This is a genomic window from Bifidobacterium coryneforme, from assembly GCF_000737865.1.
GTDB lineage: Bacteria > Actinomycetota > Actinomycetes > Actinomycetales > Bifidobacteriaceae > Bombiscardovia > Bombiscardovia coryneformis.
Map to the genome: position 1 here is coordinate 579,106 of NZ_CP007287.1, position 21,849 is coordinate 600,954.

Here is a 21,849-nt window from a genome sequence, read left to right on the forward strand (position 1 = left end):
GGAGGAACATGACCAGGATACAGGTGCTTGACTACGGGTTCGGCAACGTACGGTCCATGGTGCACGCCTTCTCCCAGCTTGGGATCGATGCGGAGCTCAGCGCCGATACGGACCTGGCCATGAGCGCCGATGGCCTTGTCATCCCCGGTGTGGGGGCATATGGAGCCTGCATGGCGGGGCTGCGCGCCGTCGGCGGAGACCGCATAATCCGCGACCGTATCGCCCTGGGTCTGCCGGTTCTCGGTGTCTGCGTGGGTCTTCAGGTCATGTTTCAGGCCGGGGACGAGGATGGTCATGATGAGCCCGGTCTGGGGCTGATTCCCGGACGCGTAACGAAGTTGGATGCCGATGTGGTGCCCCATATGGGGTGGGACGAGGTGCAGGTGCCCCAAGGCTCGAAACTCATGGTCGGGGTCGAGGACCAGCGCTTCTACTTCGTCCACTCCTACGCGGCCATGGCTGCGCAAGGGGACGGTGATGGACGGGAAGCGGGCCCTGACCTGTCATTGCTGGTTCCCGTGTCCGGACGGGACCGGAAGGACTGTGAGCGGATGGAGCGGTCCGGAAATGCTCCCGCCCCGCTGGTCACATGGGCCGGTTACGGACGCAGCAGGTTCGTGGCGGCCTATGAGTGTGGCCCATTGAGTGCCACCCAATTCCATCCCGAGAAGTCGGCCATGGCGGGTGCGCGATTGCTGACCAACTGGGTGCGGACCCTATCGGGGAATTCCGCCCCTGCACCCGAGAAAGGTGAATGAGATGCTGACACTCTTACCAGCAGTTGATGTCCGCGACGGGAAGGCGGTCCGCCTCAGGCAGGGTGTCTCCGGTTCCGAGAAGGTCTACGGGGAACCCGCCGATGCCGCCAAGGCCTGGGTGGATCAGGGTGCCGAGTGGCTCCACCTGGTAGATCTGGATGCGGCTTTCGGTACTGGAGACAACCGTGACAAGTTGGCCGCCCTGGTCAACGAGCTGGGAGACCGGGTCAAGGTGGAGCTCAGTGGTGGAATCCGAGACGATGCCAGCCTGGAGGCCGCCCTGGAAGCCGGTGCGGCCCGGGTCAACATCGGTACGGCCGCCCTGGAGAACCCGGACTGGACCAGTCGGGTCCTGAGTCGTTATGGGGAAAGGGTCTGTGTAGGTCTGGATGTGCGTGGGCACACCCTGGCCGCCCGAGGCTGGACCAGCAAGGGCGGGGATCTCTTCGAGACCATGAAGCGACTGGATGATGATGGATGCGGTCGGTACGTGGTCACCGACGTGGCCCGGGACGGGATGATGACCGGCCCCAACCTGGACCTGCTGGGTGAGGTGTCCAGTCGGACTCCGGCCAAGGTAACCGCTTCCGGGGGCATCTCCAGCCTCAATGACCTCAGGGACATCGCCGGGTTGTCCGATCGGGGTGTGGACAGCGCCATTCTGGGCAAGTCCCTCTATGAGGGGGCCTTTACCCTGGAGCAGGCTCTGGACCTGGTTTCCGGGCATTGTTAACGCGATAGGCAAGTCGGCGAAATATAGGAATGGGAGCATGAGCTCTATGGATAAGCAAGAGGAATTTGCGCTGCGCACTGTCGAGGAGCGCGATGTTCGGTTCATTCGACTCTGGTTCACGGACGTTCTGGGCACGCTGAAATCGGTGGCCATAGCACCGGCTGAGCTGGAAGTGGCCTTCGAGGAGGGACTTGGTTTCGATGGGTCCGCGATCGAGGGCATGACCAGGGTCTCCGAGGATGACATGATCGTCAAGCCGGATCCTTCGACATTCCAGATTCTTCCCTGGAGGGGAGGCCCCCAGGGTACCGCCAGGATTTTCTGCGACGTGCTCACGCCCGACGGCGAGCCCAGCAGCGGTGATCCACGACACGTACTGAAGCGTGCCTTGGCCCATGCCAAGGACAAGGGTTTCATCTTCTACACCCATCCCGAGATCGAGTTCTACCTCTTTGAGAACCAGGAGGACTGGTCCCAGCCCCCGGTTCCCATCGATGAAGGCGGCTATTTCGACCATGTTCCCCGCAGCCCGGGGATGGACTTCCGCAGGGCCTGCGTCAACATGCTGGAGCAGATGGGCATCTCGGTGGAGTACTCCCACCATGAGGCCGGACCGGGTCAGAACGAAATCGACCTGCGCTACGCCGATGCCCTGACCACGGCCGACAACATCATGACCTTCCGCACCGTGGTCAAGGAGATATCCCTGGAACGCGGGATTTACGCCAGTTTCATGCCCAAGCCGTTCACCGATCAGCCGGGATCGGGCATGCACACCCATCTGAGCCTGTTCGAGGGCGACAGCAATGCCTTCTACGAGGTGGGCCAGGAGTTCAACATGTCGCAGACCGCGCGTCAGTTCGCGGCCGGCATTCTGGCCCACGCCGCCGAAATCTGCGCGGTGACCGACCAGTACGTCAACTCCTACAAGAGGCTTTGGGGAGGGGCTGAGGCCCCCAGTTATGTATGCTGGGGCCACAACAACCGCTCGGCCCTCCTGCGCATACCTCAGTACAAGCCCGGCAAGGGGAACTCGGCCAGGATGGAGTTCCGCGGCCTGGATCCGGGGGCCAACCCCTATCTGGCATACTCCGTCCTCCTGGCTGCCGGCCTGGATGGGATCGAGCAGAAGATGACCCTGGGGGAGCCCACCAGTGACGATGTCTGGGAGTTGACCGATTCGGAGCGGCAGGCCATGGGAATCGCACCCCTGCCGGACTCTCTGGACTCCGCCCTGAAACTGATGGAGAAATCGGACTTTGTGGCCGATGTCCTGGGAGAACACACGTTCGAGTACTTCCTGCGCAATAAGCACAAGGAGTGGAACAGCTACAGCAGGCAGGTCAATCCCTACGAGCTGGAGTACTACCTGCCGCGCCTCTAGGACCCCTGCCGTCAGGCGGTAGCCCCCTACTCGTCGGCCCTTCCGAACCAGGCGTCGTAGATGATGACGAAGTTCCTGTTCCCGTAGCTGGAACAGGAGTCGCCCTCACCGTCACCGGCTGCCAGGGCTGCGGTGTTGGGCTGGTAGGGGGTGTAGATGTAGAGCAGCGCCGTGGCATCGTTCTCGATATAGACATCAGAGGCACCACAGGAGGCTTCGGGACTGAACCTGACCTGATTGATGGCCCTTGTCTGGAACTGATAGTCGGATCGGTGGGTCTCATAGTACCGATAGCGCTTGGCGGCTCCGTAGACCTGGTTGAAAAAGCCGGCATATCGGGCATCACAGGCAGCATCGTCTGGGCAGGAGAGTCCCATGGCCGACCGGATCTGGGTGGGGTCCGGATTCTTGGACGTGACCAGGTGCTGCTCTTTTTGGAGCATGGTCAGCAGTACCTTCTGACTGATGCCGCAGGATCTTGCCGCTCCGTCGATGATCTGTGCCGCAGTCTGTCCCTTCCCACCCTGGTAGGGGTCACAGAGCCCATCCCCGTCAGGACTGGGGGTGTCCACCCTCATGGTTCTCAGGCAGGAGTCCCCGGTGCAGTCGGCCCCCTTCTGGTCCAGAAAGACCTGGACATCCTCGGCATTCATGCTGGTGGTGTCATGGAAACGCTGATCGGTGATGATTCTGCCCGGGTTGAACTCATACTGCCTGGCCATCTCGTTCTGATGCTCCCGGGTCCTGCCGACCAGCTCCCGATATGAGACGAAGTGCAAAGACACGATGACCAGGGCGACCACAAGGACCAGAGCCATCACTGTCGCCGCAACGGCCTCGACGCGGCGGGTGGTCCCCATCCGCTTCCAGGTCCTGGCCAGATTGCTGCTGGTATGTCGTTTGCCCGGTGTCTTCCCCATGCTCAGGCCTCCAAGACCTTCTCGATACGCTGCAGGCTCACAGCCGTGGCTGTACCCAGCTCCTGGGCCCAGATGGAGACATAGTACTCTTCAAGCATCCACCTGGCCCGCTGAATCCTGTCCATGGCCGCATCACGGGCGGGACCGTTGGGGAGTGCCGAGGCCGTCTTCCGTGCCTTGTCCACCTTGTCCTGGGCGGTCTGGGCCTGCCAGGCCCATCGCACATCCCGGTCCTTGTCCCTGCGGGCCTTCTCCAGGCGCATCAAGTCGGCATGGAGATACGTCTGCAGGCGGGGCAGGGCATAGGGAGGATCAACCCCGATGAACCCTTTCTGCACCAGGGTTGATGCATGCTGCCGTATCCATTGCAGAACGGAAAGGAGGGGGAGGTCGGCAGGACCCGATACGGCCTTGTCGACCTCCGAGTAGCGTTGGAGGATGGCAATCGCATCCTTGGCCACCTGGTAGACAGTGTCTTCGAAGACCTGCCCCAGCCCGGACACCGTCTCCTGTAGGGTCTGGTCATCGGTGATGGCTTCGGTTTCGGGAATCAGGCGTTTCACGGCCGCCAACTGAAGGTCCTTGGTCAGGGCATCCGTATTGCGGTAGGGGGCTGAGGCCAGCATCAGTGATTCGCGGCTCAACCAGCGGGAGGATATGCGTTGGGAGGGGAGCTCAAGCTTCTCCAGAGCGGCCTGCCATATCATGTCCTTCCGGGACTCGGTTGTGGCTCCTGCCTTATGGAGCAGGTCGGCACGCCTGACCGCCTTCCCCTCCTTGGCGGCCTGCGAGGCCCTGTTTCCGACCACGGTCCGGGCGGACTCCCTGGCCAGTCCGGCCAGGCGTGACTGAAGCTCGGACAGGGATTTGGATTGCCCCAGCACCTTCGGCTGTTCCGGAGCTGGTTGCCCTGCACTCGGCCTATCGGCACCCGGACGGTCCTGGCCTGACGCGACCGGATCTGGGCGGCCCTTCCTGACGCGACCATGCTTGCGATGACGACTGGGTTCCTCCTCGACCTGGAAGGTCATTCGCAGGTAGGGAGGCAATCGGTCGAGTTGAGCCTGGTCGAATACCTCGGGGTGGATCTGCGCGCCGACCACATCGATGGCGGCGGCGGTGAAGACATGGGTGAAATCAGGCCAGGTTCCAACCGTCGATTCCTGGTCGGCTGCCTTGCCTCTCCCGTTCGCGTTTGATCCGGAAGCGGTGGCCGACCCGTACACGGGTTCCTGCCCTGCCCCGCTGTAATCGGACCCGGGGAGGGTGGCGTAGTGCCCGTCGATCCACCGGCGGATGGCCCGGGCCGTGTCGGGTGCGGGAACGAACTGGACACGGAGGGTCTTGGGGAGGGATTTGATGGTCGAGACGATGAGATCATCCAGGAGTCCGGGCACGTTCCAGGTGAACTCTTGTGGGTTCAGTTGTGAGAGCGTGCCGACCGGTATGTGGATTGTGACCCCGTCGTTCGGGTCGCTGGGGTTGTAGACGTAGGTCAGGGGGAGGTCCAGTTCGTTCCCGTCCCTGCCCAGGGTGTGCCAGTGGTTGGGATAGTCGCCTGGCTGGTATCCCTCCTCATTCTGGCTGAGTCGTTCCACCTTGCCGGGGTCGAAGTCCAGGAGGTGCGGATCCTGGTCATGGTTGTGCCTCCACCAGTTTCCGAGGGCTGCCACGGAGGTTGCCTCATGGGGGAGCCGTTCGAAGTAGAAGTCGGCCAGGTCGGTCTCGTTGATGGTGTCGGCCACTTGGCGGGTTCGGCTGGTCTGATCGTCGGCCTCCCGGAGGATGTCACGATTGGCCCGGATGAAGTCATCGTGGGGGAACCTCTGCCGTATGTCGCCTTCGACCAGCCCCTGACGCACCAGGAACTCCCGGGCCTGGGTGGGATTTATGGAGCCCCATTGGACGGTCTTATCCTGAACGATGGGGAGGCCATATAGGAGGACCTTGGAGGATGCCACGGCCGCACCGCGTGAGGCTGACCAGTGGGGTTCCGCATAGGTGGTCCGGGTCAGGGACCTGGCCAGGGGTTCCGCCCAGGCCGGGTCGATGGCGGCGCAGTACCGGGCCCAGAGCCGGGAGGTCTCCACCAGTTCGGCCGACATGATCCAGGCGGGGGTGCTCTTGGAGACGGCCGATCCGGGGAAGATGGCGAAGTGGGTGCCCCTGGCGCCCTGGTACTCGTTCTTGGAGCGTTTTTGGGCACGTTTCATGGCCTTGGCTCTGGCGGCACCTTTGAGGCCGGTGAAGTCCGAGGCCTTGGGTTCATGGATGACCTGCATGCCGATACTGGACAGGAGACCGGAGAGCATGGAGCGGTGGATCCCCTGGTCGTCCCAGGAACATACCAGGGAGTGGGCGGCCTGTTGGGCCTGGGGGAGGTTCAGGATTCCCTTGTCCGGTGCCTTGATGGGCTTAGGGGTCCCCACCTGCATGTGCATTCCCTGGCACATCTGTACCAGCTGCTGGTAGAGGTCGTGCCACTGCCGCATCCGCATGAAGCTGATGAACTCCTGCTTGCAAGCCTTGCGCAGGACCGAGTTGGAGGACTGCTTCACCTCCGGGAAGAAGCGGTGCCAGATATTCAGGGCGGTCAGGAAGTCGCTCGTCGGGTCGTCATACCGGGCATGGAGGCGATCGGCCTCTTCCCGTTTCTCCTCGGGGCGCTCGCGCGGATCCTGGAGGGAGAGGAAGGCGACGACCACCAGAACCGCCGCCAGGGTGTCGGGCGTGGTGTCCTGGCCCGCCTGGAGAACCATCCTGCCCAGGCGGATGTCGATGGGGATCCGGGCCAGTTTCCTGCCCAAGGGGGTCAGTCTGACCTCGCCCCGGGTCCGGGCCACAGCCTGGAGTTCGGTCAGTTCGTTGAAGCCGTCGGTGACCGCCCTTGTGTCCGGTGGGTCGATGAACCCGAAACCGGTTACATCCTCGGCGGTCTTTGCCACGCCTACCGAGAGCATATGGAGAACCACCGCCCCCAGGGAAGTGCGCAGAATCTCCGGATCCGTGAATCTGGGTCGTGTATCGTAGTCGTCTTTGCTGTACAGGCGGATGGCAATGCCATCGGCCACGCGTCCACAGCGCCCGGCCCGCTGGTCGGCGGATGCCTGGGAAATGGGTTCGATGGGAAGCCGTTGCACTTTGGCCGACTTGGAATACCTGCTGATCCTGGCCATGCCCGGGTCCACCACATAGCGGATGCCGGGTACGGTCAGGGAGGTTTCGGCCACATTCGTGGCGATGACGATGCGCTGGTGGTTGTGCTGTTCGAAGACCCGGTGCTGCTCCTTGGCCGAAAGCCTGGCGAAGAGGGGAACCAGCTCTATGGCATCGGTGCGCTGCATATCCGAAGCCCTGGGGCCGAAGTGGCGCCTCAGTGCGGTCTCGTACTCGCGGATGTCGCGCTCGCCGGCCGCAAAGACCAGGATGTCACGTGGACCGTTCACATGCGTGGAATGGATGACCAGTTCGGCACATGCTCTGGCAACGGCGGTGGGTACGTCCAGGTCATCCTGGTCCCCGTCACCTTCCTGGAGGAATCCTCCGGAAGAGAAACCGGGCACCGTCCGCATAAGGGCGGGTGGGGATCCGGCGGGTTCGTAAAGGGTCTGGACCGGGTAGGTGCGGCCTGAGACCTCAATGACCGGGACCTGCGTATGGAGGGCCTTGGCGAAGTGGTCTCGGAACTTGACCGAGTCGATGGTGGCCGAAGTGATGATCAATTTCAGATCACGGCGTTTGGGCAGTAGAGCCGTCAGGTACCCCAGAAGAAAGTCGATGTTCAGACTGCGTTCATGGGCCTCGTCGATAATGATCGTGTCGTAGGCCCGCAGCTGGGGATCACCCTGTATCTGGGCCAACAGGATGCCGTCTGTTACCACCCGCAGACGGGTGCGTTTGGAGGACTGGTCGGTGAACCTGACCTGGTAACCGATTTCCTCACCCAACCGCACCCCTGTCTCGGATGCGATTCGCTCCGCCACCGTCCTGGCGGCTATGCGCCTGGGCTGGGTGTGGACTATCTGGTGGTCGTGGGTTCCCCTCCCCATTTCCAGGAGGATCTTGGGTATCTGGGTGGTCTTGCCCGACCCGGTCTGCCCCGAGACGATGACCACCTGCGAGGTTCTGACGGCCTGCGCTATGTCGTCCTTGGCTGCACTGACCGGCAGCTCCACAGGGTATTGGAACCTCATGCCCGGCCTATCTCGATGATTCGGAAGCCCTTTGCCGAAGCGGCCTTGGTCACGGTCCAGCCATCTCCGAGGTTCTTGGACAGCCAGGGAACAAGGGAATCCGCACCCAGGTTGCGTTGGACGACCAGGTAGGACCGGCCCTCGGGTTTCAGGCGGGGCAGGTAATTCATCAGGAGTTCGTGCAGTGCCTCCTTGCCGACACGAATGGGTGGGTTGGACCAGATCAGGTCGAACATAAGGTCGTCCGGCAGTTGGTCGGGGAGGACCGCCTGGATGCCCTTCAGCCCATTGGATTCGGCATTGCGCCGGGTCAGGTCAAGGGCCCGCTCGTTGACATCCACGGCGTAGACGTTTGCTTCGGGGGAGAGGAGTCCCATGCTGAGGGCGATGGGCCCCCATCCACAGCCCAGGTCGAGGAAGTCGCCGGTCGGCGGAGGGGTTGGGACCTTCTTCAGGAGGACGGAGGTGCCAAGGTCCAGTCTGTTGGCGGAAAACACCCCGTTGGAGACCTGCACCGGAATCTGATGGCCTGCCAGGTTGACCTGTATGGTCCTGCGCTCGTCGGGGGAGGCCGGTAATGCGGTGAAGTACTGCTCGCTCCGGCCTGAAGTCCGCCGCCCGTCCGTGGGTGTTTCCTGGTTCTTGTCCGTCATACCCGTCCCGTCCATTCCATCCATCCTGTCCGCCCTGTCACCATCCGCCTGCATCTCTCTCCCGGAAGGCCCGGCCCCCGACTCGGCTCAGGGCTTCTCAATGTCTGCTAAGACGATGATAATAAAGACCATGCCTTGATTCCGCTTATACCGGATTCCGGACTGATTCCATCATCTATCTGTGCAGAGGTGCCTTTGACCCAGAACCATTCCAGCGAAGACAGCACGGGCATCGGGAAGACCGACCGCCCGGAATCGTCCGTGCCGCAGTTCGAGGAAGTGTACTCACCCTCGTCTCCGGGACATGTTGACCGTCTGACCGGGCGTTCGGACGTTCTCTTGGAGCAGTCCGCCGGGGATGCACCCCAGACCGTGGACCAGGTGGAATGGGAGGAGCGCGAGCGACGCAATCAGTTCAGACATGTTGAGGGACTGGGTGAACTCAGGGACGTAACCGAGGTCGAGTACAGGAAGATCCGCCTTGAACGGGTCGTTCTGATTGGCGTATGGTCCAATGCCCGGACTCGGGTGGAGGAGGCCGAGGAGTCCCTCCGTGAGTTGGCGGCGCTGGCGCAGACAGCTGGTGCAGAGGTCCTGGATGGTCTCCTCCAGCAGCGGGCCAAGCCCGACCCGGCCACCTATGTGGGGTCGGGCAAGGCCAGGGAACTGGCGGATATCGTTGCCGGGCTTGAGGCGGATACAATCATCGCCGACGACGACCTCCATCCCTCCCAGCGGCGTGCACTGGAGGATGTGACCAAGGTCAAGGTGGTGGACAGGACCGCCCTGATTCTTGACATCTTCGCTCAGCACGCAACCAGTCGCGAGGGTAAGGCCCAGGTGGAGTTGGCCCAGTTGGAGTACATGCTGCCCAGATTGCGTGGCTGGGGCGGATCGCTCTCCCGCCAGGCCGGTGGTCAGGCAGCTGGACAGTCCGGTGGTATCGGGTCGAGAGGTCCGGGTGAAACCAAAATCGAGACCGACCGCCGCGTCATTCGTCACCGTATTACCCGCCTGAAGCGGCAGATCGCCCAGATGTCACCCTCCCGAGAGGTCAAGCGAGGGTCGCGGCAGCGCTTCGGCCTGCCGACCGTGGCCGTAGTGGGCTATACCAATGCGGGTAAGTCCTCTCTGACCAACAGGTTGACCGGGTCCAGCGAGCTGGTCGAGAATGCCCTCTTCGCCACCCTGGATACGGCTGTACGACGCACCAAGGCCAGGGACGGAAGACTCTACGTATATGTCGATACGGTCGGTTTTGTGCGCCGCCTGCCTACCCAGCTGGTTGAGGCTTTCAAGTCCACCCTGGAAGAGGTCGCCCAGGCCGACCTGATTCTCCATGTGGTGGATGGATCGCATCCTGATCCCTTCGGGCAGATTCGCGCCGTTGACAAGGTCCTGGCCGATATAGAAGGCGTGGGGTCCATTCCCAGGATTTTGGTCTTCAACAAGGTCGATCTGATGGAAGGGGCCGCCCGAGACAGGCTATCCAATCTGGAACCGGATGCCTTCCTGGTTTCGGCTCGTAGTGGAACCGGTATCGATGACCTGCGTGAGCGGGTGGAGGACCTTCTGCCCAAGCCGGAGGTCCACGTGGAAGCGCTTATGCCTTATACCAGCGGATCCCTCTTGGCCCGGGTCAGGCAATTTGGCCGGGTGACGGGATTGGACTATCGATCTGATGGCATCATGCTGAGTGCCGATGTGGACGACGGACTGGCGGCCGCCATCCTGAAGGAATCAATAGACTGAAACTGCTGGTATCATTGACTTGATTGACCGATTCATGCCGTTCTTGCGGGATGTCTCGAGGCCCCGGTCGCCAGCTTTCGTGGCCTGGGTTACCGAACAATCGTTCACCCTACAGGATTCGCTTCCGAAGGTCATATACTGCGGATACAGTGAACCTGTTGAATGCGGCAAACCCGTCTTTTCCGGGTTCCGATGAGAGAGGTCCAATAAAAACTATGGCGGAATCACCAATTAAGCCAACCAAGCTTGCGATTGTAGGAGCTGGGGCGGTGGGCTCCACCCTGGCATTTTCAGCTGCCCAGCGTGGTGTTGCACGCGAGATCGTGCTTGAGGATGTCAATAAGCAGCGCGTGGAGGCTGAGGTGCGCGATATGCAGCACGGCTCCAGCTTCTATCCGACTGTTTCCATCGATGGGTCGGATGACCCGCAGATATGTTCCGGGGCCGACATGGTGGTCATCACCGCCGGTGCCCGTCAGAAGCCTGGGCAGACCCGGCTCGACCTGGCCGGCGCGACCATCGAGATGATGAAGTCCATCATTCCGCAGATGGTTGAGGTCGCCCCCAACGCCATCTTCATGCTCATCACCAACCCCGTCGACATCGTTACCAGGGTTTCCCTGGATCTGTCGGGGCTGCCTTCGAACCAGATGTTCGGCTCGGGCACCAACCTGGATTCCGCCCGTCTGCGTTACCTGATTGCCCAGCAGACCGGTGTCAATGTGAAGAACGTCCATGCCTATATCGCCGGCGAGCACGGGGATTCCGAGGTTCCGCTCTGGTCCTCCGCCACCATCGGCGGGGTTCCCATGTGCGACTGGAAGGAAATGCCCGGTCACGAACCCCTGGATGCAGCCAAGCGCGAGGAGATTCATCAGGGGGTCAAGAACGCCGCCTACCAGATCATCGAGGGCAAGGGTGCGACCAACTTCGCCATCGCCATGTCGGGTGTCGACATCATCGAGTCCATCCTGAACGGGACCAACAGGATCCTGCCGGTCAGCTCCATGCTTGAAGACTTCCACGGTATCTCCGGCGTATGCATGTCGGTGCCCAGCGTCCTGAACCGCCAGGGCGTCAACACCCACATCAATACCCCGCTTAGCGACGGCGAACTGGCAGCCCTGAAGCGGTCCGCCGAGACCCTGAAGGAGACGGCCGCCAAGTTCGGCTTCTGATTTCTGTACCGTCCGTTCCTGTACCGGTTCACCTGTCGGATTCGGGCGACTGATAGCGCCTGTCGGCTTTTAGCGAGGACCAGGACATGGGTTTGTTTACCTTGTCCTGGTTCTTTCTTTATCGTTCGGCGCTTAGGTGAAGATATTCCTGCCTCCTGGTCGACGATGATAGGATGGCACCGATTTGGGGTCATCCGTTCATTGCTAACAGACCCTCGTAGGTATCTGATGAAGTTGGGCACCGGCTGACATCTGACTGTTTCGCTCGGTGGCTGGTGCCGCTGCAATACGGCGTCCTGGGGTTCGGGCGTCGTGAGGCTTATATTTGGAGGTGTTCGATGGCTGAAGATGCTGTATCCAGTGGGTTCCACGATGGGCACCAGGCTCCTGCCGGTGCCAAACACCGCAAACAACTCTTGATGACCCTGGCCCTGACGGGGAGCGTCTTCCTGGCAGAGGTGGTCGGGGCGATAGTCACCAACAGCCTGGCCCTTCTGGTCGATGCGGGTCACATGATGACCGATATGGCCGTCCTTATTGCATCCACGGTGACCGCCATCTTGATGGAGCGGCGCCCGACCTCCAACAGGACTTGGGGCTGGTCGCGACTGGAGGTCATCACCTCGGCAGGGGGCGCAATTGTTCTCCTCCTGGTGGGAATCTATGCCATCGTCGAGGCCGGGATACGCCTCTTTGTGCCGAATCAGGACCAGGTGGAGGCTATGGGGCTCCTCCTGTTCTTCGGTGTTCTGGGACTTGCGGCCAATCTGGGGTCCATCTTCGTTCTGTCGTCCAGTCATGACGACAACCTGAATATGAAGGCGGCCTTCCTGGAGGTCATGAACGATGCGCTGGGTTCCGTGGCCGTCATCATTTCGGCTGTGGTCATGCTCCTGACGGGGTGGAACGGGTTCGATGCCGTTGCTGGTGGTCTCATTGCCATCCTGATGATACCGCGTGCCCTTTCACTGCTTTCGAAGAGCATCAGGGTCCTCCTTGAGGAGCCTCCCCAGGGACTGAACATGGATCATGTCCGAGAGCATCTGGAAAAGGTGCCTGGTGTTCTTGAGGTGCACGACCTGCATGCCAACAGCGTCTCCAGCGGTTTGCCCCAGCTCACCGCCCATGTGATTGTGAATACCGACTCCACCACTGATGAAAACGAGCAGATACTGACCAGTATGCAGAAATGTCTGCGAACCCACTTCCCGGTTTCCGTCGAGCACACCACGTTCCAGATTGAGCCCCAGGGTCACCAGGACCTGAGTGGTGAACGCCTGAGCATGTGAGTGAGATCCGGTGCCGTTCCAGGTTGTGTTCCAAGACGGTCCTTGATTTCCCTTGTACCCGTAAGATTGGCCCCCTCCGACCACAATGGTCGGAGGGGGCCAATCTTCTATCTCGTCAGACCTTGCGCAGGACGGTTACCACCTTGCCCATTATCTTGGCATGGGTGCCGTCGATGGGGGAGTAGGACGGGTTATGGGGGATGAGCCACACATGGCCCTTCTCGCGCCGGAAGGTCTTGACAGTGGCCTCATCGTCAAGAAGTGCAGCCACAATATCGCCGTTCTCGGCTTCCTGCTGCTGGCGCACCACGACGAAATCACCGTCGCAGATTGCTGCATCCACCATGGAGTCTCCGTGCACTTCCAACATGAAAAGCTGCCCGGTACCGGTCAATCGCTCGGGCAGCCGCATGACATCGTCAACATGCTGATCGGCCAGGATGGGCTGCCCGGCCGCAATCCTGCCCACCAGGGGAACGTCGTGCGAACCGGCAATGGCCTCGTCCGTGTACTGGTCCGGGAAGGGGATGACGGTGGATGATGCCTGTTCCTGCTCGGGTTGGTCGTGGACCAGTTCGATGGCCCTGCCCTTGTTGGCCGTAAGGCGGATGTACCCCAGATCTTCCAGAACCTGAAGCTGGTGTTTTACCGAGGAGGTGCTTTTCAGCCCGGCGTTCTTGCCGATTTCACGATAGGAAGGAACGAAGCCACGCTCGGACAGGTGGGTTTTGATGGCCTGGAGCACCCGCTCCTGACGGTCCGTGAGCTGGGGCTGATCTTGTACATCGGGAGACGGAGCCGTAATCCCGTCATGCGTGGCGCTGGTTTCCTCGGCCGCTGTCTGACCGGGGAGTGAACCCATGCCTGTCTCGGGTCTGTATGGGACGGTGCTCACGGCAGGCTCCTTTCTTAGTTGCTGCCGGTAATCCTATCTCAGCAAAAAGCAAAAATCAAACAAATGTTCGAATGGGGCTTGCCAAGTTCTCCGACCCATGGCACAATGAGAACATCTGTTCGATAGAACATTTGTTCGAAAGGGGCTTCTGATGACAGCTTGCAGTGCTACTAGGGTTCTCGTGCCGTCCTCTGCGTCGGGTCGGTCATCCTTGTACCGGCTCAATGGGTTGAAGCCAGCCGGTCATAAGGTGGAATCAAGGAGGATTCGACTGAACGCAAGAGGCAGGCTTATCACCTTCCTCCTGAGTGTGGCGCTCGTTTTTGCGGGGCTCAGTGTCGGTGTCCAACATGCCGAGTCGACCACGGGTCCCCAGGAGGTCATCTCCTACACGGTTCGTCCGGGTGACACAATCTGGTCTTATGCAGCCTCGGTCACTCCAGCCGGAGGGGACGTCAGTGCTTCGGTTGACCAAATCATGCAGATGAATAATCTGTCCTCTCCCAGACTTCAGGTCGGTGACCGAATACTGGTCCCGGACAATCAGGCCTGATGTCCTTTTCGTTGCTTATCCGGCCGTTCTCTTGCCGGTGAGGAGGCATCTCCTCGCTTGCCGATGCCCGCTTTGTTTTCGATTGAATGGGGTTGTTTGCGGACGGCGGTATGGATGGAGTGAGCGTGCTCCAATCGCCGAACATAAGATGTGGCGGCTCCTGCAGGCCCGCGTGATGGAAGTCGAAGGTTATGGTGATAGTGTCCAGTGTCGGCTCACTGCCTTATTTCTGGGCATGCAGGCGCTAAACTGGCAGGCATGCATTGTCCTTTCTGTCAGAATCCGGATACGAAGGTTGTGGATACCCGTATCAGTGAAGATGGTCACGCCATCAGACGTCGCCGTGAATGCCCGGAATGCTCCCGGCGCTTCACCACGGTCGAGACCTCCATACTCCTGGTGATGAAGAGGTCCGGTAATGCCGAGCCTTTCGACAGGGACAAGGTCATCACGGGTGTTCGAAAGGCATGCCAAGGCAGGCCCATAGATGAGGATGACCTCAAGCAACTGGGCCAGCAGGTCGAGGAGGATCTCAGGTCGCGAGGTCTCGCACAGGTCGACTCGGAAGAGGTTGGCAAGGCCATCCTCAAACCACTTCGAGAGCTTGATGAGGTTGCCTACCTTCGTTTCGCCTCGGTATATCAGAACTTCGCTGGATTGGCGGATTTCCAGTCCGCTATTGACTCCTTGCGAGAAGAAGACGAATCCGCGGACCGACAGGAATCAATATCCGCCTGAAACCGGGATGGTCGTGCGGTCGAACCCACTGACTGCACGACCATGCTGCGTGGTGCTGCCTAACCGGCCTTATCTGATTACAGGTCCAGGGACTGCGCGTCCTCGCTGGTCTGTATGACGACCAGCTTCTGTGTGGGGCGGGTCATGGCGACGTAGAGATCGGCCGCGGCCGTGAGCCTTGATGGGGCGTCGTCTTCTATTCGTCCGGGGTTGACCAGGACCACGGCATCGAATTCCAGTCCTTTGGTCTGGTTGGTTTCGGTCACCAGGATCTGGCGGTCCCACAGGGGTTGATCCTGTACGGCGGCGTATTCCGGGTTGGCTGCAGTGATCTGATCGACCAGGCGCTGGAGCGGCTGAACCATGTCGTCGGGTGCTATGACCGCGAGACGACCTGTTCCGTCATTGCTCACATATTCCCCTGCCAGGGAGTATATGCGATCGCGGGCCACTTCCATGAGCTGGTCCAGGGTGTCGACCCGCACCCGCTCGACGGCGTGATCAACCTGGCGAACGGCTTCCAGCGTGGATACCTCGAGACCCTCGGACCTGGCAAAGTCTGAAGCCAACTGAGAGACCTGGCTGGGATTGCGGTAGTCAATGGTGAGCTGGCGCAGGTCCCATTCCTCGGGGCCGAACAGTCGATCCATGGTCCGTTGCCAGGATCTGGTCCCTCCAAGAGCCGCGGTCTGAGCCACGTCTCCGACGATGGTGAAGGATCGCGAGGGGCACCGCCTGATCAGCATCCGCCAGTCCATGGCTGTGAGTTCCTGGGCCTCGTCAACAACGATATGACCGAAGACCCATTCGCGGTCGCCGGCAGCCTGTTGGGCCGCCAGGGCTTCTTCTGAGCCGTTGATGGAGTCCAGGAGCATCTGGGATGTGACGATGCCCGAACCGATTCCACTCTGGGCCAGGGTGTCGCGGGCGAACTGACGTTCCTCCTCCTTGCGTGCCTCCTCGGCCCGGCGGCGTTCATCTTCTCTGGGGTCGGGACCGAGGAGTTCCATGGCCTCATCGAGAATGGGGATGTCCGAAACGGTGAGTTCCGATCCGCTGGGCCGGGTCAGCTCTGATATGTCATCGTTGCTCAGCCATGGGGCGAACCTGCGCAGCCGGTCCGGACGTGACCAGAGGTTGTCCACCAGCCAGAGGGGGTTCATGGGCAGCCAGGCAAGGTTGAGGGTACGGCGGACCTTGTCGTTCATCCTGAGCAGGGAGGTGGCCCGGGCAAGCTCGTCCTCCTTGGGCTTGTAATCCAAACGTTCCGCATAGCGGTTGGTCATGGCCGCTAGAGCCGACCGGACGAATGTGGCTCGGGCCCGGTTATGCGGCTGACGGCTCCGGTGGGCATCGGTCAGGGCCTCCTCCAGATCGATGGCAAGCATGGGCACCGACACCCCATCCACCATGACCTTTGGCAGGTCCTTGGGGACCCGTTCCCGTGCGGCAACGGCTCTGGCCACCACCTGGGCCATTCTGTGATCGCCCTTGAGCATGGCGGCCCGAGGGGAATCATGGGCCTTGGCGCTGATGCCAGGGATCAAATCCGCCATGGTCCTGCTCAGTACGCCGGTCTCACCCAGAGAGGGGAGAACCTGGTCGATGTAATGCAGGAAGGCCGAACTCGGGCCGACCATCAACACGCCTGAGCGCTCCAGCATGCGCCGATGTGTATACAGCAGGTAGGCGGCACGATGGAGGGCCACTGCAGTCTTGCCGGTACCCGGTCCGCCTTGGACCACCAGGGGGTGATTCATGTCGGATCGGATGATTCGGTCCTGCTCCGCTTGGATCGTGGCCACGATATCGGTCATCCGCCCGGTCCTGCGGCTGGAGAGCGAGGCCATGAGGGCGCCCTCTCCGGCCAGGGTCCCCCTGTCGGCTGCCTGGCCCACCTCAGGTGCCTGGAGGTCAAGAATCTCGTCCTCGATGCCCGTGACCTTCCGGAAATTCAGCGTGATGTGACGACGCATGACGATATCGCCATGGTTGGATGGGGTCGCTTCATAGAAGGGTCTTGCCGCCTCGGCGCGCCAGTCGGTGAGAATGGGCTCATGCTCCTTGTTGAGCAGTCCCAGCCGTCCGATGTATCGACGCTGGTTTTCGGTGGTGTCCAGACGCCCGAAGACCAGGCGGTCCTCAACCGCCCGGAGCTGGGTCAGCCTGTCCTCGTACATGGTGGCGAACGAATCGCGCTCGGTTCGCTGGGTGGGTGATCCGTGTGAACCTGCCGCCCTGACCGCATCCAGTCGGGTCTGAGCCTGCTTCCGCAGGTCGTCCAACCGTCCGTAGGCCTTGTCCACCGCTTCCTGCTCTTCATGCAGCTGTGAGGAATAGCTTGACATGTGCTTCCATTTCTGTGGCGAATTTGCGGGTAGACCGCCGGTAATCAAAAAACCGGGCTACTAAATATACCGCTTGACCTCTACCTTTCCCTGTATTCCGCCACCTTTTGGCCGGAATCGACATGAGCCTACGAGGCTGGTCTCCGTGGCGTGGGTATCCCCATTGGTTGCCTGGGGAAGCTCGCCACCGCTATATGAGCATCGAGCGGGACGGTCACAGCAGGTGCAGGAGAAAATCGCCGTCGTGGATTCCCCCATCGGAGCCGGGAATCCGATTGTCCGGGACCGGTAGGAGGAGCTGTTCCGCCTCGGTTTTCACGACTTGCAGGAATCGGGAAGAAACGCCGTGTGAAGTCAATTTTGGTGTCAAAACCCTAATTCGGTGTCCATTTGGCATATTGGTGGTGATTCATGGTGATTCGTGGGGTAAAGTGGGGAACGTTGTGAATCGGGGCGCCTTTCTGAATGGGGAGTCCCCTCGGTGCTCGTTGCATAGGAGGTGGGGAAATGGCTGACAGGCCACTTGAAGCGACCCCACCGGTCCAGGACCTGGAAACAGGCCGAAATGGCAACGGAAATGATCAGGATGTACTGCAGGGCGCGGCCCTGCCGCCCCTCCTGCTGGGCACTTACACGCCCAAGATGGATGCCAAGGGCCGCATGGCCCTGCCGGCAAAGTTCAGGACCGAGTTGGGTCAGGGTCTGGTCATGACCAGGGGGCAGGAGCGATGCGTCAGCCTCCTTCCCGTGGACGAATTCCGTCGGATGGCCGTGAGAATCCAGCGCACCTCCATGGGCAACAAGGCCGCCAGGGACTATCTGCGCGTCTTTCTTTCGGGTGCCGTCGACCAGACCCCGGACAGGCAGGGTCGCATTCTCGTGCCGCCCATGCTCCGCGATTATGCACGGCTCACCTCGAAGGTGGTCGTGATCGGTGTGGGCACCAGGGCCGAGATTTGGGATCAGGACGCCTGGCAGACCTATCTGGACAGCAAGGAGCAGGGGTACTCCGACATTGCAGACGACGTTCTGCCGGCGGTGGACTTCTGATGGGCGCCATGGAAGAGAACCGGCGACAGATGACCGGCAGGCCCGACCAGGAGGCTGTTGACAGGGGACAGGTGCACCAGCCTGTGCTCCTCCAGACCTGCCTCGACCTTGCCGCCCCTGCTCTGGACCATCCCGGAGCCACGGCGGTGGATTGCACACTGGGATTGGCCGGACACGCCACGGCCTTCCTGAAGGCTTGCCCCCAGGCCAGGTTGGTGGGCATCGACCGTGACAGGGAGGCGCTGGACCTGGCCACCGGCAGGATGCACGATGCGGGTCTGACCGACAGGTTCATTCCGGTCCATGCCGCCTTCGACCAACTGGATCAGGTCTTGTCGGAGGCCGGGATCGGTCAGGTCGATCTGGTCTTTATGGACCTGGGCCTCTCCTCTCTGCAGATAGACCAGCAGGACCGGGGTTTCAGTTATCGCCAGGATGCCCCCCTGGATATGCGTATGGACACCGACCAGGATCTGACCGCGAGTCGGATTCTTGTCGAATACAGCCAGGAGGACCTGACCAGGATTTTCAGCGCCTACGGGGAGGAACGTTTCTCCGGTCGCATAGCCCGGGCCATCGTTGATGCGAGGGACAAGGAACCCCTGACCACCTCGGCGCAGTTGGATGACCTGGTCGACAGGACCGTGCCCAAGGCCCACAGGGCTCCGGGCAATCCGGCCAAGCGGGTTTTCCAGGCTCTCCGAATCGAAGTCAACGGTGAGCTGGACAAGCTGCAACGGACCCTTCCGCAGGCTGCTCTGAGACTGGCCCAAGGAGGGCGCTTGGTTGTGGAGTCCTACCACTCCCTGGAGGACCGCGCCGTCAAGAGGTTCATGGGGGCCGGTCTGCATGTGGACCTGCCTGCCGGCCTGCCTGTGGTCCCTGAAGAGGCCAAGCCCTTCTTCAAGGATCTGACCCACGGTGCCATCAAGGCTGACCGTCAGGAACTCGACATGAACCCACGTTCCGCTTCGGTGAGACTGCGGGCCGTGGAATTGACCGGCCCCATTCCCGAGGAACGGCGCAGGGAAATGGAAGCCCTGTCCAAACACACTGACTTCGCTGACTCCAAGACCCGGAAAGGGAAGGGAAGGGGCCGTTCGGGCCCCGCCGGGTCCGTACACGCTTACAGAAGGGGATTGTGATGGCATCGGCAGCTCGTACCGTGCGCTCCAAGGCGACACCGGGCAAGGGTCACCCGCAATCGCAACCCATTTCTACCCGTCCTGAACTCAGTCTGATCAAGGGTGGCCGGTCCGACGACAGGAGCGTGGCGGAGGGGGCCAGGAAGGTCATCTCCTGGACCCGCAACCGTGGTACTCCCATGATGCACATCCTGGTGGCGGTCATCTTCCTGGCCGCCTCCATGTTCGGATCCCTGATGCTCCGTACCCAGATGATCCAGAACTCCTTTGAGGCCACCCGGGTCCAGAACTCGATCAGCAACCTGACCCAGGATGTCCAGGACGACCAGAACCAACTGGACCAGCTCCAGGCTTCCCTGCCCGATAAGGCCCAAGAACTCGGTATGCAGCCTCAGCAGGGCCTGAATTCCATCGATCTTCAGGGATACCAGGCTCCTTCCATAGACGCGACGGGCGGTCAGCAGTGAGCCGCAGATCGGGTACGTCCATCTCGTGGCGTCGTCCTTTCTACCGCAGGTCGGTGGTGGTGGGCCTGGTCTTGGTGATTGTTGCGCTGGCGGCCCTTGGCAAGCTGGCTTATATCCAGCTGTTCGACGGTCGGTCCATGGCCCAGGCTGCGGCTGAAAGCCGCACGGTTCCGCACACCATCAAGGCTCAGCGGGGGCGGATTCTGGATGTGAATGGGCGGGTGCTGGCCCAGAGTCTGGAGCGGTACACGATTGCGGGCGATCCGAAGGCTGCGGCTGATTTCGTCCCCATCGACTGCACCAAGAAGACCGAGGAGAACTGCCACAGTATCGGCGGGAACCCGGTTGGGGCCGATGGAGCGGCAGGCGTGGCGCGTCTTCTTGCGCCCGAGCTGAACATGAATGCCATGGAGCTTGGCGGCAAGCTCAGTGTGCCCGGGCGTTATGTGATTCTGGCCAAGCAGGTCACCCCCGAGGTCAAGCGCTCCATCGACAAGCTGGGGCTGGCCGGTATCATCACGGCCGAGCTCAGCAGCGAGCGCACATACCCGCATGCCGACCTGATGGGTTCACTGATAGGCGGCATCGACGCCGAGGGCAAGGGTGTCGCCGGCCTGGAGCAGCTCGAAAACAGACAGTTGACGGGCAAGGATGGATACGAGGTCTACCAGCAGGGGATGCTGGGCCAGCAGATTCCCGGCACCGTGACCAGGTCCAATCCGCCCGAGAACGGTAAGGATGTACGGCTTACCATCGACCAGGATGTGCAGTGGTACGTCCGCCAGGCCTTGAAAACCGGTCGTGATCGATTCCACGCGGACTGGGCTCTGGCCGTGGTTCAGGATACCCATACCAACCAAATCGTGGCCTTGGCCGACACCGATGACTATCTGGCAGGCAGCGATGATGCCAAAATCCACTCATCCCGTGCCGTGGCCGAGACCTTCGAGCCTGGTTCCATCGGCAAGACCATCGCCATATCGGGTATGCTCCAGGAACAGCTGCACACCATGTCCGACAAGTTCACCGTGCCGGACCACATCACCGTCGACAACCAGCAGTACAAGGACGCCTTCGACCATCCCACTGAACACTGGACCCTGGCTGGCATACTCCAGAATTCCTCCAATGTGGGCATGGTCATGGCAGGCGACAAGTACCCTGACCAAAAACGCTATGACTACCTGACCAGGTTCGGCATAGGCCAGCCTTCCGCTTTGGGGCTGCCCGGCGAGTCCAAGGGCCTGCTGACCACGCCTCAGACCTGGGACCGCCGTACGCGCAACACCGTTCTCTTCGGTCAGGGCTATGCCACCAATGCCATCCAGCTGACCAACGCAGTCGCCACCTTGGCCAACAAGGGGGTGCGCTCCGACCAGTCCATCATCCTCAGCGAGGGGAAAACCAACGCCAACCAGGTCAGGGTGGTCGATGAGGCGGTGGCCGCCTCGCTGATGAACGGCATGGAATCGGTGGCCGAGCTCTATCAGAACACGTCCAAGGTCGAGGGGTACCGGGTGGCTTCAAAGACCGGTACGGCCGAGGTGGCCGATGACTCAGGTAAGCTGACCGGCATCATCAGCGACTGGGTGGGAGTCCTCCCGGCCGACGACCCACACTTTGTGGTCACCGTGGTCCTGAAGAACCCCAAGAGCAGCGACGGTGTCTTCGGTAGCATCACGGCCGGCCCGGTCTTCGCCCAAATCGGTGAATTCCTTATGCAGAAATACCGGGTCCCCGCCTCCTCGCCGAGAACCGATGCTATCCCGGTAGAATGGTGACACCGGCGGGCC

17 protein-coding genes are annotated in these 21,849 nt (G+C 61.2%); 12 read left to right on the forward strand and 5 right to left on the reverse strand.

Going from position 1 to position 21,849, the window contains the following annotated elements:
- Positions 1-8: 8 nt before the first annotated feature.
- From hisH to bcor_RS02110, 3 genes are read left to right on the forward strand one after another with little or no spacing between them, the layout of a single operon-like run.
- Entirely contained in the window at positions 9-758 is a 750-nt protein-coding gene (gene hisH / locus bcor_RS02100; protein WP_033497259.1) for an imidazole glycerol phosphate synthase subunit HisH, read from the forward strand.
- A gap of 1 nt (position 759) precedes the next feature.
- A complete protein-coding gene (priA, locus tag bcor_RS02105; protein WP_033497257.1) occupies positions 760-1,491 on the forward strand; it encodes a bifunctional 1-(5-phosphoribosyl)-5-((5-phosphoribosylamino)methylideneamino)imidazole-4-carboxamide isomerase/phosphoribosylanthranilate isomerase PriA in 732 nt (243 codons plus the stop codon).
- A gap of 46 nt (positions 1,492-1,537) precedes the next feature.
- Positions 1,538-2,875 carry a glutamine synthetase family protein gene (locus tag bcor_RS02110; RefSeq protein ID WP_033497255.1) on the forward strand — a complete coding sequence of 446 codons (1,338 nt, stop codon included), beginning with the start codon at positions 1,538-1,540 and terminating at the stop codon, positions 2,873-2,875.
- Positions 2,876-2,901: 26 nt separating this feature from the next.
- On the opposite strand, the gene bcor_RS02115 is transcribed toward bcor_RS02110, so the two are convergent.
- The 3 genes from bcor_RS02115 to bcor_RS02125 are packed head-to-tail and all read right to left on the reverse strand — an operon-like array spanning position 2,902 to position 8,641.
- On the reverse strand, positions 2,902-3,795 hold the full coding sequence (locus bcor_RS02115; RefSeq protein ID WP_237742960.1) for a hemagglutinin: 894 nt from the start codon (positions 3,793-3,795) through the stop codon (positions 2,902-2,904).
- A 2-nt stretch (positions 3,796-3,797) separates the two neighbouring features.
- On the reverse strand, positions 3,798-7,988 hold the full coding sequence (gene hrpA, locus bcor_RS02120) for an ATP-dependent RNA helicase HrpA (protein WP_033497253.1): 4,191 nt from the start codon (positions 7,986-7,988) through the stop codon (positions 3,798-3,800).
- Positions 7,985-8,641, reverse strand: a complete 657-nt coding sequence (locus tag bcor_RS02125) for a class I SAM-dependent methyltransferase (protein ID WP_051875777.1) — start codon at positions 8,639-8,641, stop codon at positions 7,985-7,987. The genes hrpA and bcor_RS02125 overlap by 4 nt, the downstream gene beginning before the upstream one ends.
- 279 nt (positions 8,642-8,920) lie before the next feature.
- Between bcor_RS02125 and hflX the strand changes: the two genes are divergently transcribed.
- From hflX to bcor_RS02140, 3 genes are all read left to right on the forward strand, one after another.
- The gene (gene hflX, locus bcor_RS02130; protein ID WP_420796641.1) at positions 8,921-10,393 is read left to right on the forward strand and encodes a GTPase HflX; all 1,473 of its coding nucleotides are present in this window, start codon (positions 8,921-8,923) and stop codon (positions 10,391-10,393) included.
- 215 nt (positions 10,394-10,608) lie between these two features.
- On the forward strand, positions 10,609-11,571 hold the full coding sequence (locus tag bcor_RS02135) for an L-lactate dehydrogenase (RefSeq protein ID WP_033489828.1): 963 nt from the start codon (positions 10,609-10,611) through the stop codon (positions 11,569-11,571).
- 338 nt (positions 11,572-11,909) lie between these two features.
- On the forward strand, positions 11,910-12,860 hold the full coding sequence (locus tag bcor_RS02140; protein WP_033497251.1) for a cation diffusion facilitator family transporter: 951 nt from the start codon (positions 11,910-11,912) through the stop codon (positions 12,858-12,860).
- A gap of 115 nt (positions 12,861-12,975) precedes the next feature.
- Here the strand turns inward: bcor_RS02140 and lexA are convergent, their stop codons facing one another.
- Positions 12,976-13,722 carry a transcriptional repressor LexA gene (lexA, locus tag bcor_RS02145; RefSeq protein WP_081870403.1) on the reverse strand — a complete coding sequence of 249 codons (747 nt, stop codon included), beginning with the start codon at positions 13,720-13,722 and terminating at the stop codon, positions 12,976-12,978.
- A 283-nt stretch (positions 13,723-14,005) separates the two neighbouring features.
- Between lexA and bcor_RS02150 the strand changes: the two genes are divergently transcribed.
- Complete coding sequence (locus bcor_RS02150) at positions 14,006-14,308, forward strand: LysM peptidoglycan-binding domain-containing protein (RefSeq protein ID WP_045921737.1); 303 nt, start codon at positions 14,006-14,008, stop codon at positions 14,306-14,308.
- A gap of 258 nt (positions 14,309-14,566) precedes the next feature.
- Positions 14,567-15,046: a transcriptional regulator NrdR gene (gene nrdR, locus bcor_RS02155; RefSeq protein WP_033497249.1), complete on the forward strand. Its 480-nt coding sequence runs from the start codon at positions 14,567-14,569 to the stop codon at positions 15,044-15,046.
- 77 nt (positions 15,047-15,123) lie between these two features.
- Here the strand turns inward: nrdR and bcor_RS02160 are convergent, their stop codons facing one another.
- The gene (locus tag bcor_RS02160) at positions 15,124-17,394 is read right to left on the reverse strand and encodes a HelD family protein (RefSeq protein ID WP_033497247.1); all 2,271 of its coding nucleotides are present in this window, start codon (positions 17,392-17,394) and stop codon (positions 15,124-15,126) included.
- A gap of 507 nt (positions 17,395-17,901) precedes the next feature.
- Here bcor_RS02160 and mraZ point away from each other — a divergent pair.
- The 4 genes from mraZ to bcor_RS02180 are packed head-to-tail and all read left to right on the forward strand — an operon-like array spanning position 17,902 to position 21,837.
- Positions 17,902-18,444, forward strand: a complete 543-nt coding sequence (mraZ, locus tag bcor_RS02165) for a division/cell wall cluster transcriptional repressor MraZ (protein ID WP_033497245.1) — start codon at positions 17,902-17,904, stop codon at positions 18,442-18,444.
- A 29-nt stretch (positions 18,445-18,473) separates the two neighbouring features.
- Entirely contained in the window at positions 18,474-19,589 is a 1,116-nt protein-coding gene (rsmH, locus tag bcor_RS02170) for a 16S rRNA (cytosine(1402)-N(4))-methyltransferase RsmH (RefSeq protein ID WP_051875778.1), read from the forward strand.
- Positions 19,589-20,056 (forward strand): cell division protein FtsL, encoded by a 468-nt coding sequence (ftsL, locus tag bcor_RS02175; RefSeq protein WP_033489834.1) that lies wholly within the window; start codon positions 19,589-19,591, stop codon positions 20,054-20,056. Before rsmH ends, ftsL begins: the two co-directional genes overlap by 1 nt.
- Positions 20,053-21,837, forward strand: a complete 1,785-nt coding sequence (locus bcor_RS02180; RefSeq protein ID WP_051875610.1) for a peptidoglycan D,D-transpeptidase FtsI family protein — start codon at positions 20,053-20,055, stop codon at positions 21,835-21,837. Before ftsL ends, bcor_RS02180 begins: the two co-directional genes overlap by 4 nt.
- Positions 21,838-21,849: the final 12 nt, after the last annotated feature.

What these genes read in the sequence shown, in the direction of transcription:
- hisH (WP_033497259.1), top strand. Translation starts at nt 9, where the DNA reads ATGACCAGGATACAGGTGCTTGACTACGGGTTCGGCAACGTACGGTCC.
- priA (WP_033497257.1), top strand. Translation starts at nt 760, where the DNA reads ATGCTGACACTCTTACCAGCAGTTGATGTCCGCGACGGGAAGGCGGTC.
- bcor_RS02110 (WP_033497255.1), top strand. Translation starts at nt 1,538, where the DNA reads ATGGATAAGCAAGAGGAATTTGCGCTGCGCACTGTCGAGGAGCGCGAT.
- bcor_RS02115 (WP_237742960.1), bottom strand. Translation starts at nt 3,795, where the DNA reads ATGGGGAAGACACCGGGCAAACGACATACCAGCAGCAATCTGGCCAGG.
- hrpA (WP_033497253.1), bottom strand. Translation starts at nt 7,988, where the DNA reads ATGAGGTTCCAATACCCTGTGGAGCTGCCGGTCAGTGCAGCCAAGGAC.
- bcor_RS02125 (WP_051875777.1), bottom strand. Translation starts at nt 8,641, where the DNA reads ATGACGGACAAGAACCAGGAAACACCCACGGACGGGCGGCGGACTTCA.
- bcor_RS02135 (WP_033489828.1), top strand. Translation starts at nt 10,609, where the DNA reads ATGGCGGAATCACCAATTAAGCCAACCAAGCTTGCGATTGTAGGAGCT.
- bcor_RS02140 (WP_033497251.1), top strand. Translation starts at nt 11,910, where the DNA reads ATGGCTGAAGATGCTGTATCCAGTGGGTTCCACGATGGGCACCAGGCT.
- lexA (WP_081870403.1), bottom strand. Translation starts at nt 13,722, where the DNA reads ATGGGTTCACTCCCCGGTCAGACAGCGGCCGAGGAAACCAGCGCCACG.
- nrdR (WP_033497249.1), top strand. Translation starts at nt 14,567, where the DNA reads ATGCATTGTCCTTTCTGTCAGAATCCGGATACGAAGGTTGTGGATACC.
- bcor_RS02160 (WP_033497247.1), bottom strand. Translation starts at nt 17,394, where the DNA reads ATGTCAAGCTATTCCTCACAGCTGCATGAAGAGCAGGAAGCGGTGGAC.
- mraZ (WP_033497245.1), top strand. Translation starts at nt 17,902, where the DNA reads ATGGCTGACAGGCCACTTGAAGCGACCCCACCGGTCCAGGACCTGGAA.
- rsmH (WP_051875778.1), top strand. Translation starts at nt 18,474, where the DNA reads ATGACCGGCAGGCCCGACCAGGAGGCTGTTGACAGGGGACAGGTGCAC.
- ftsL (WP_033489834.1), top strand. Translation starts at nt 19,589, where the DNA reads ATGGCATCGGCAGCTCGTACCGTGCGCTCCAAGGCGACACCGGGCAAG.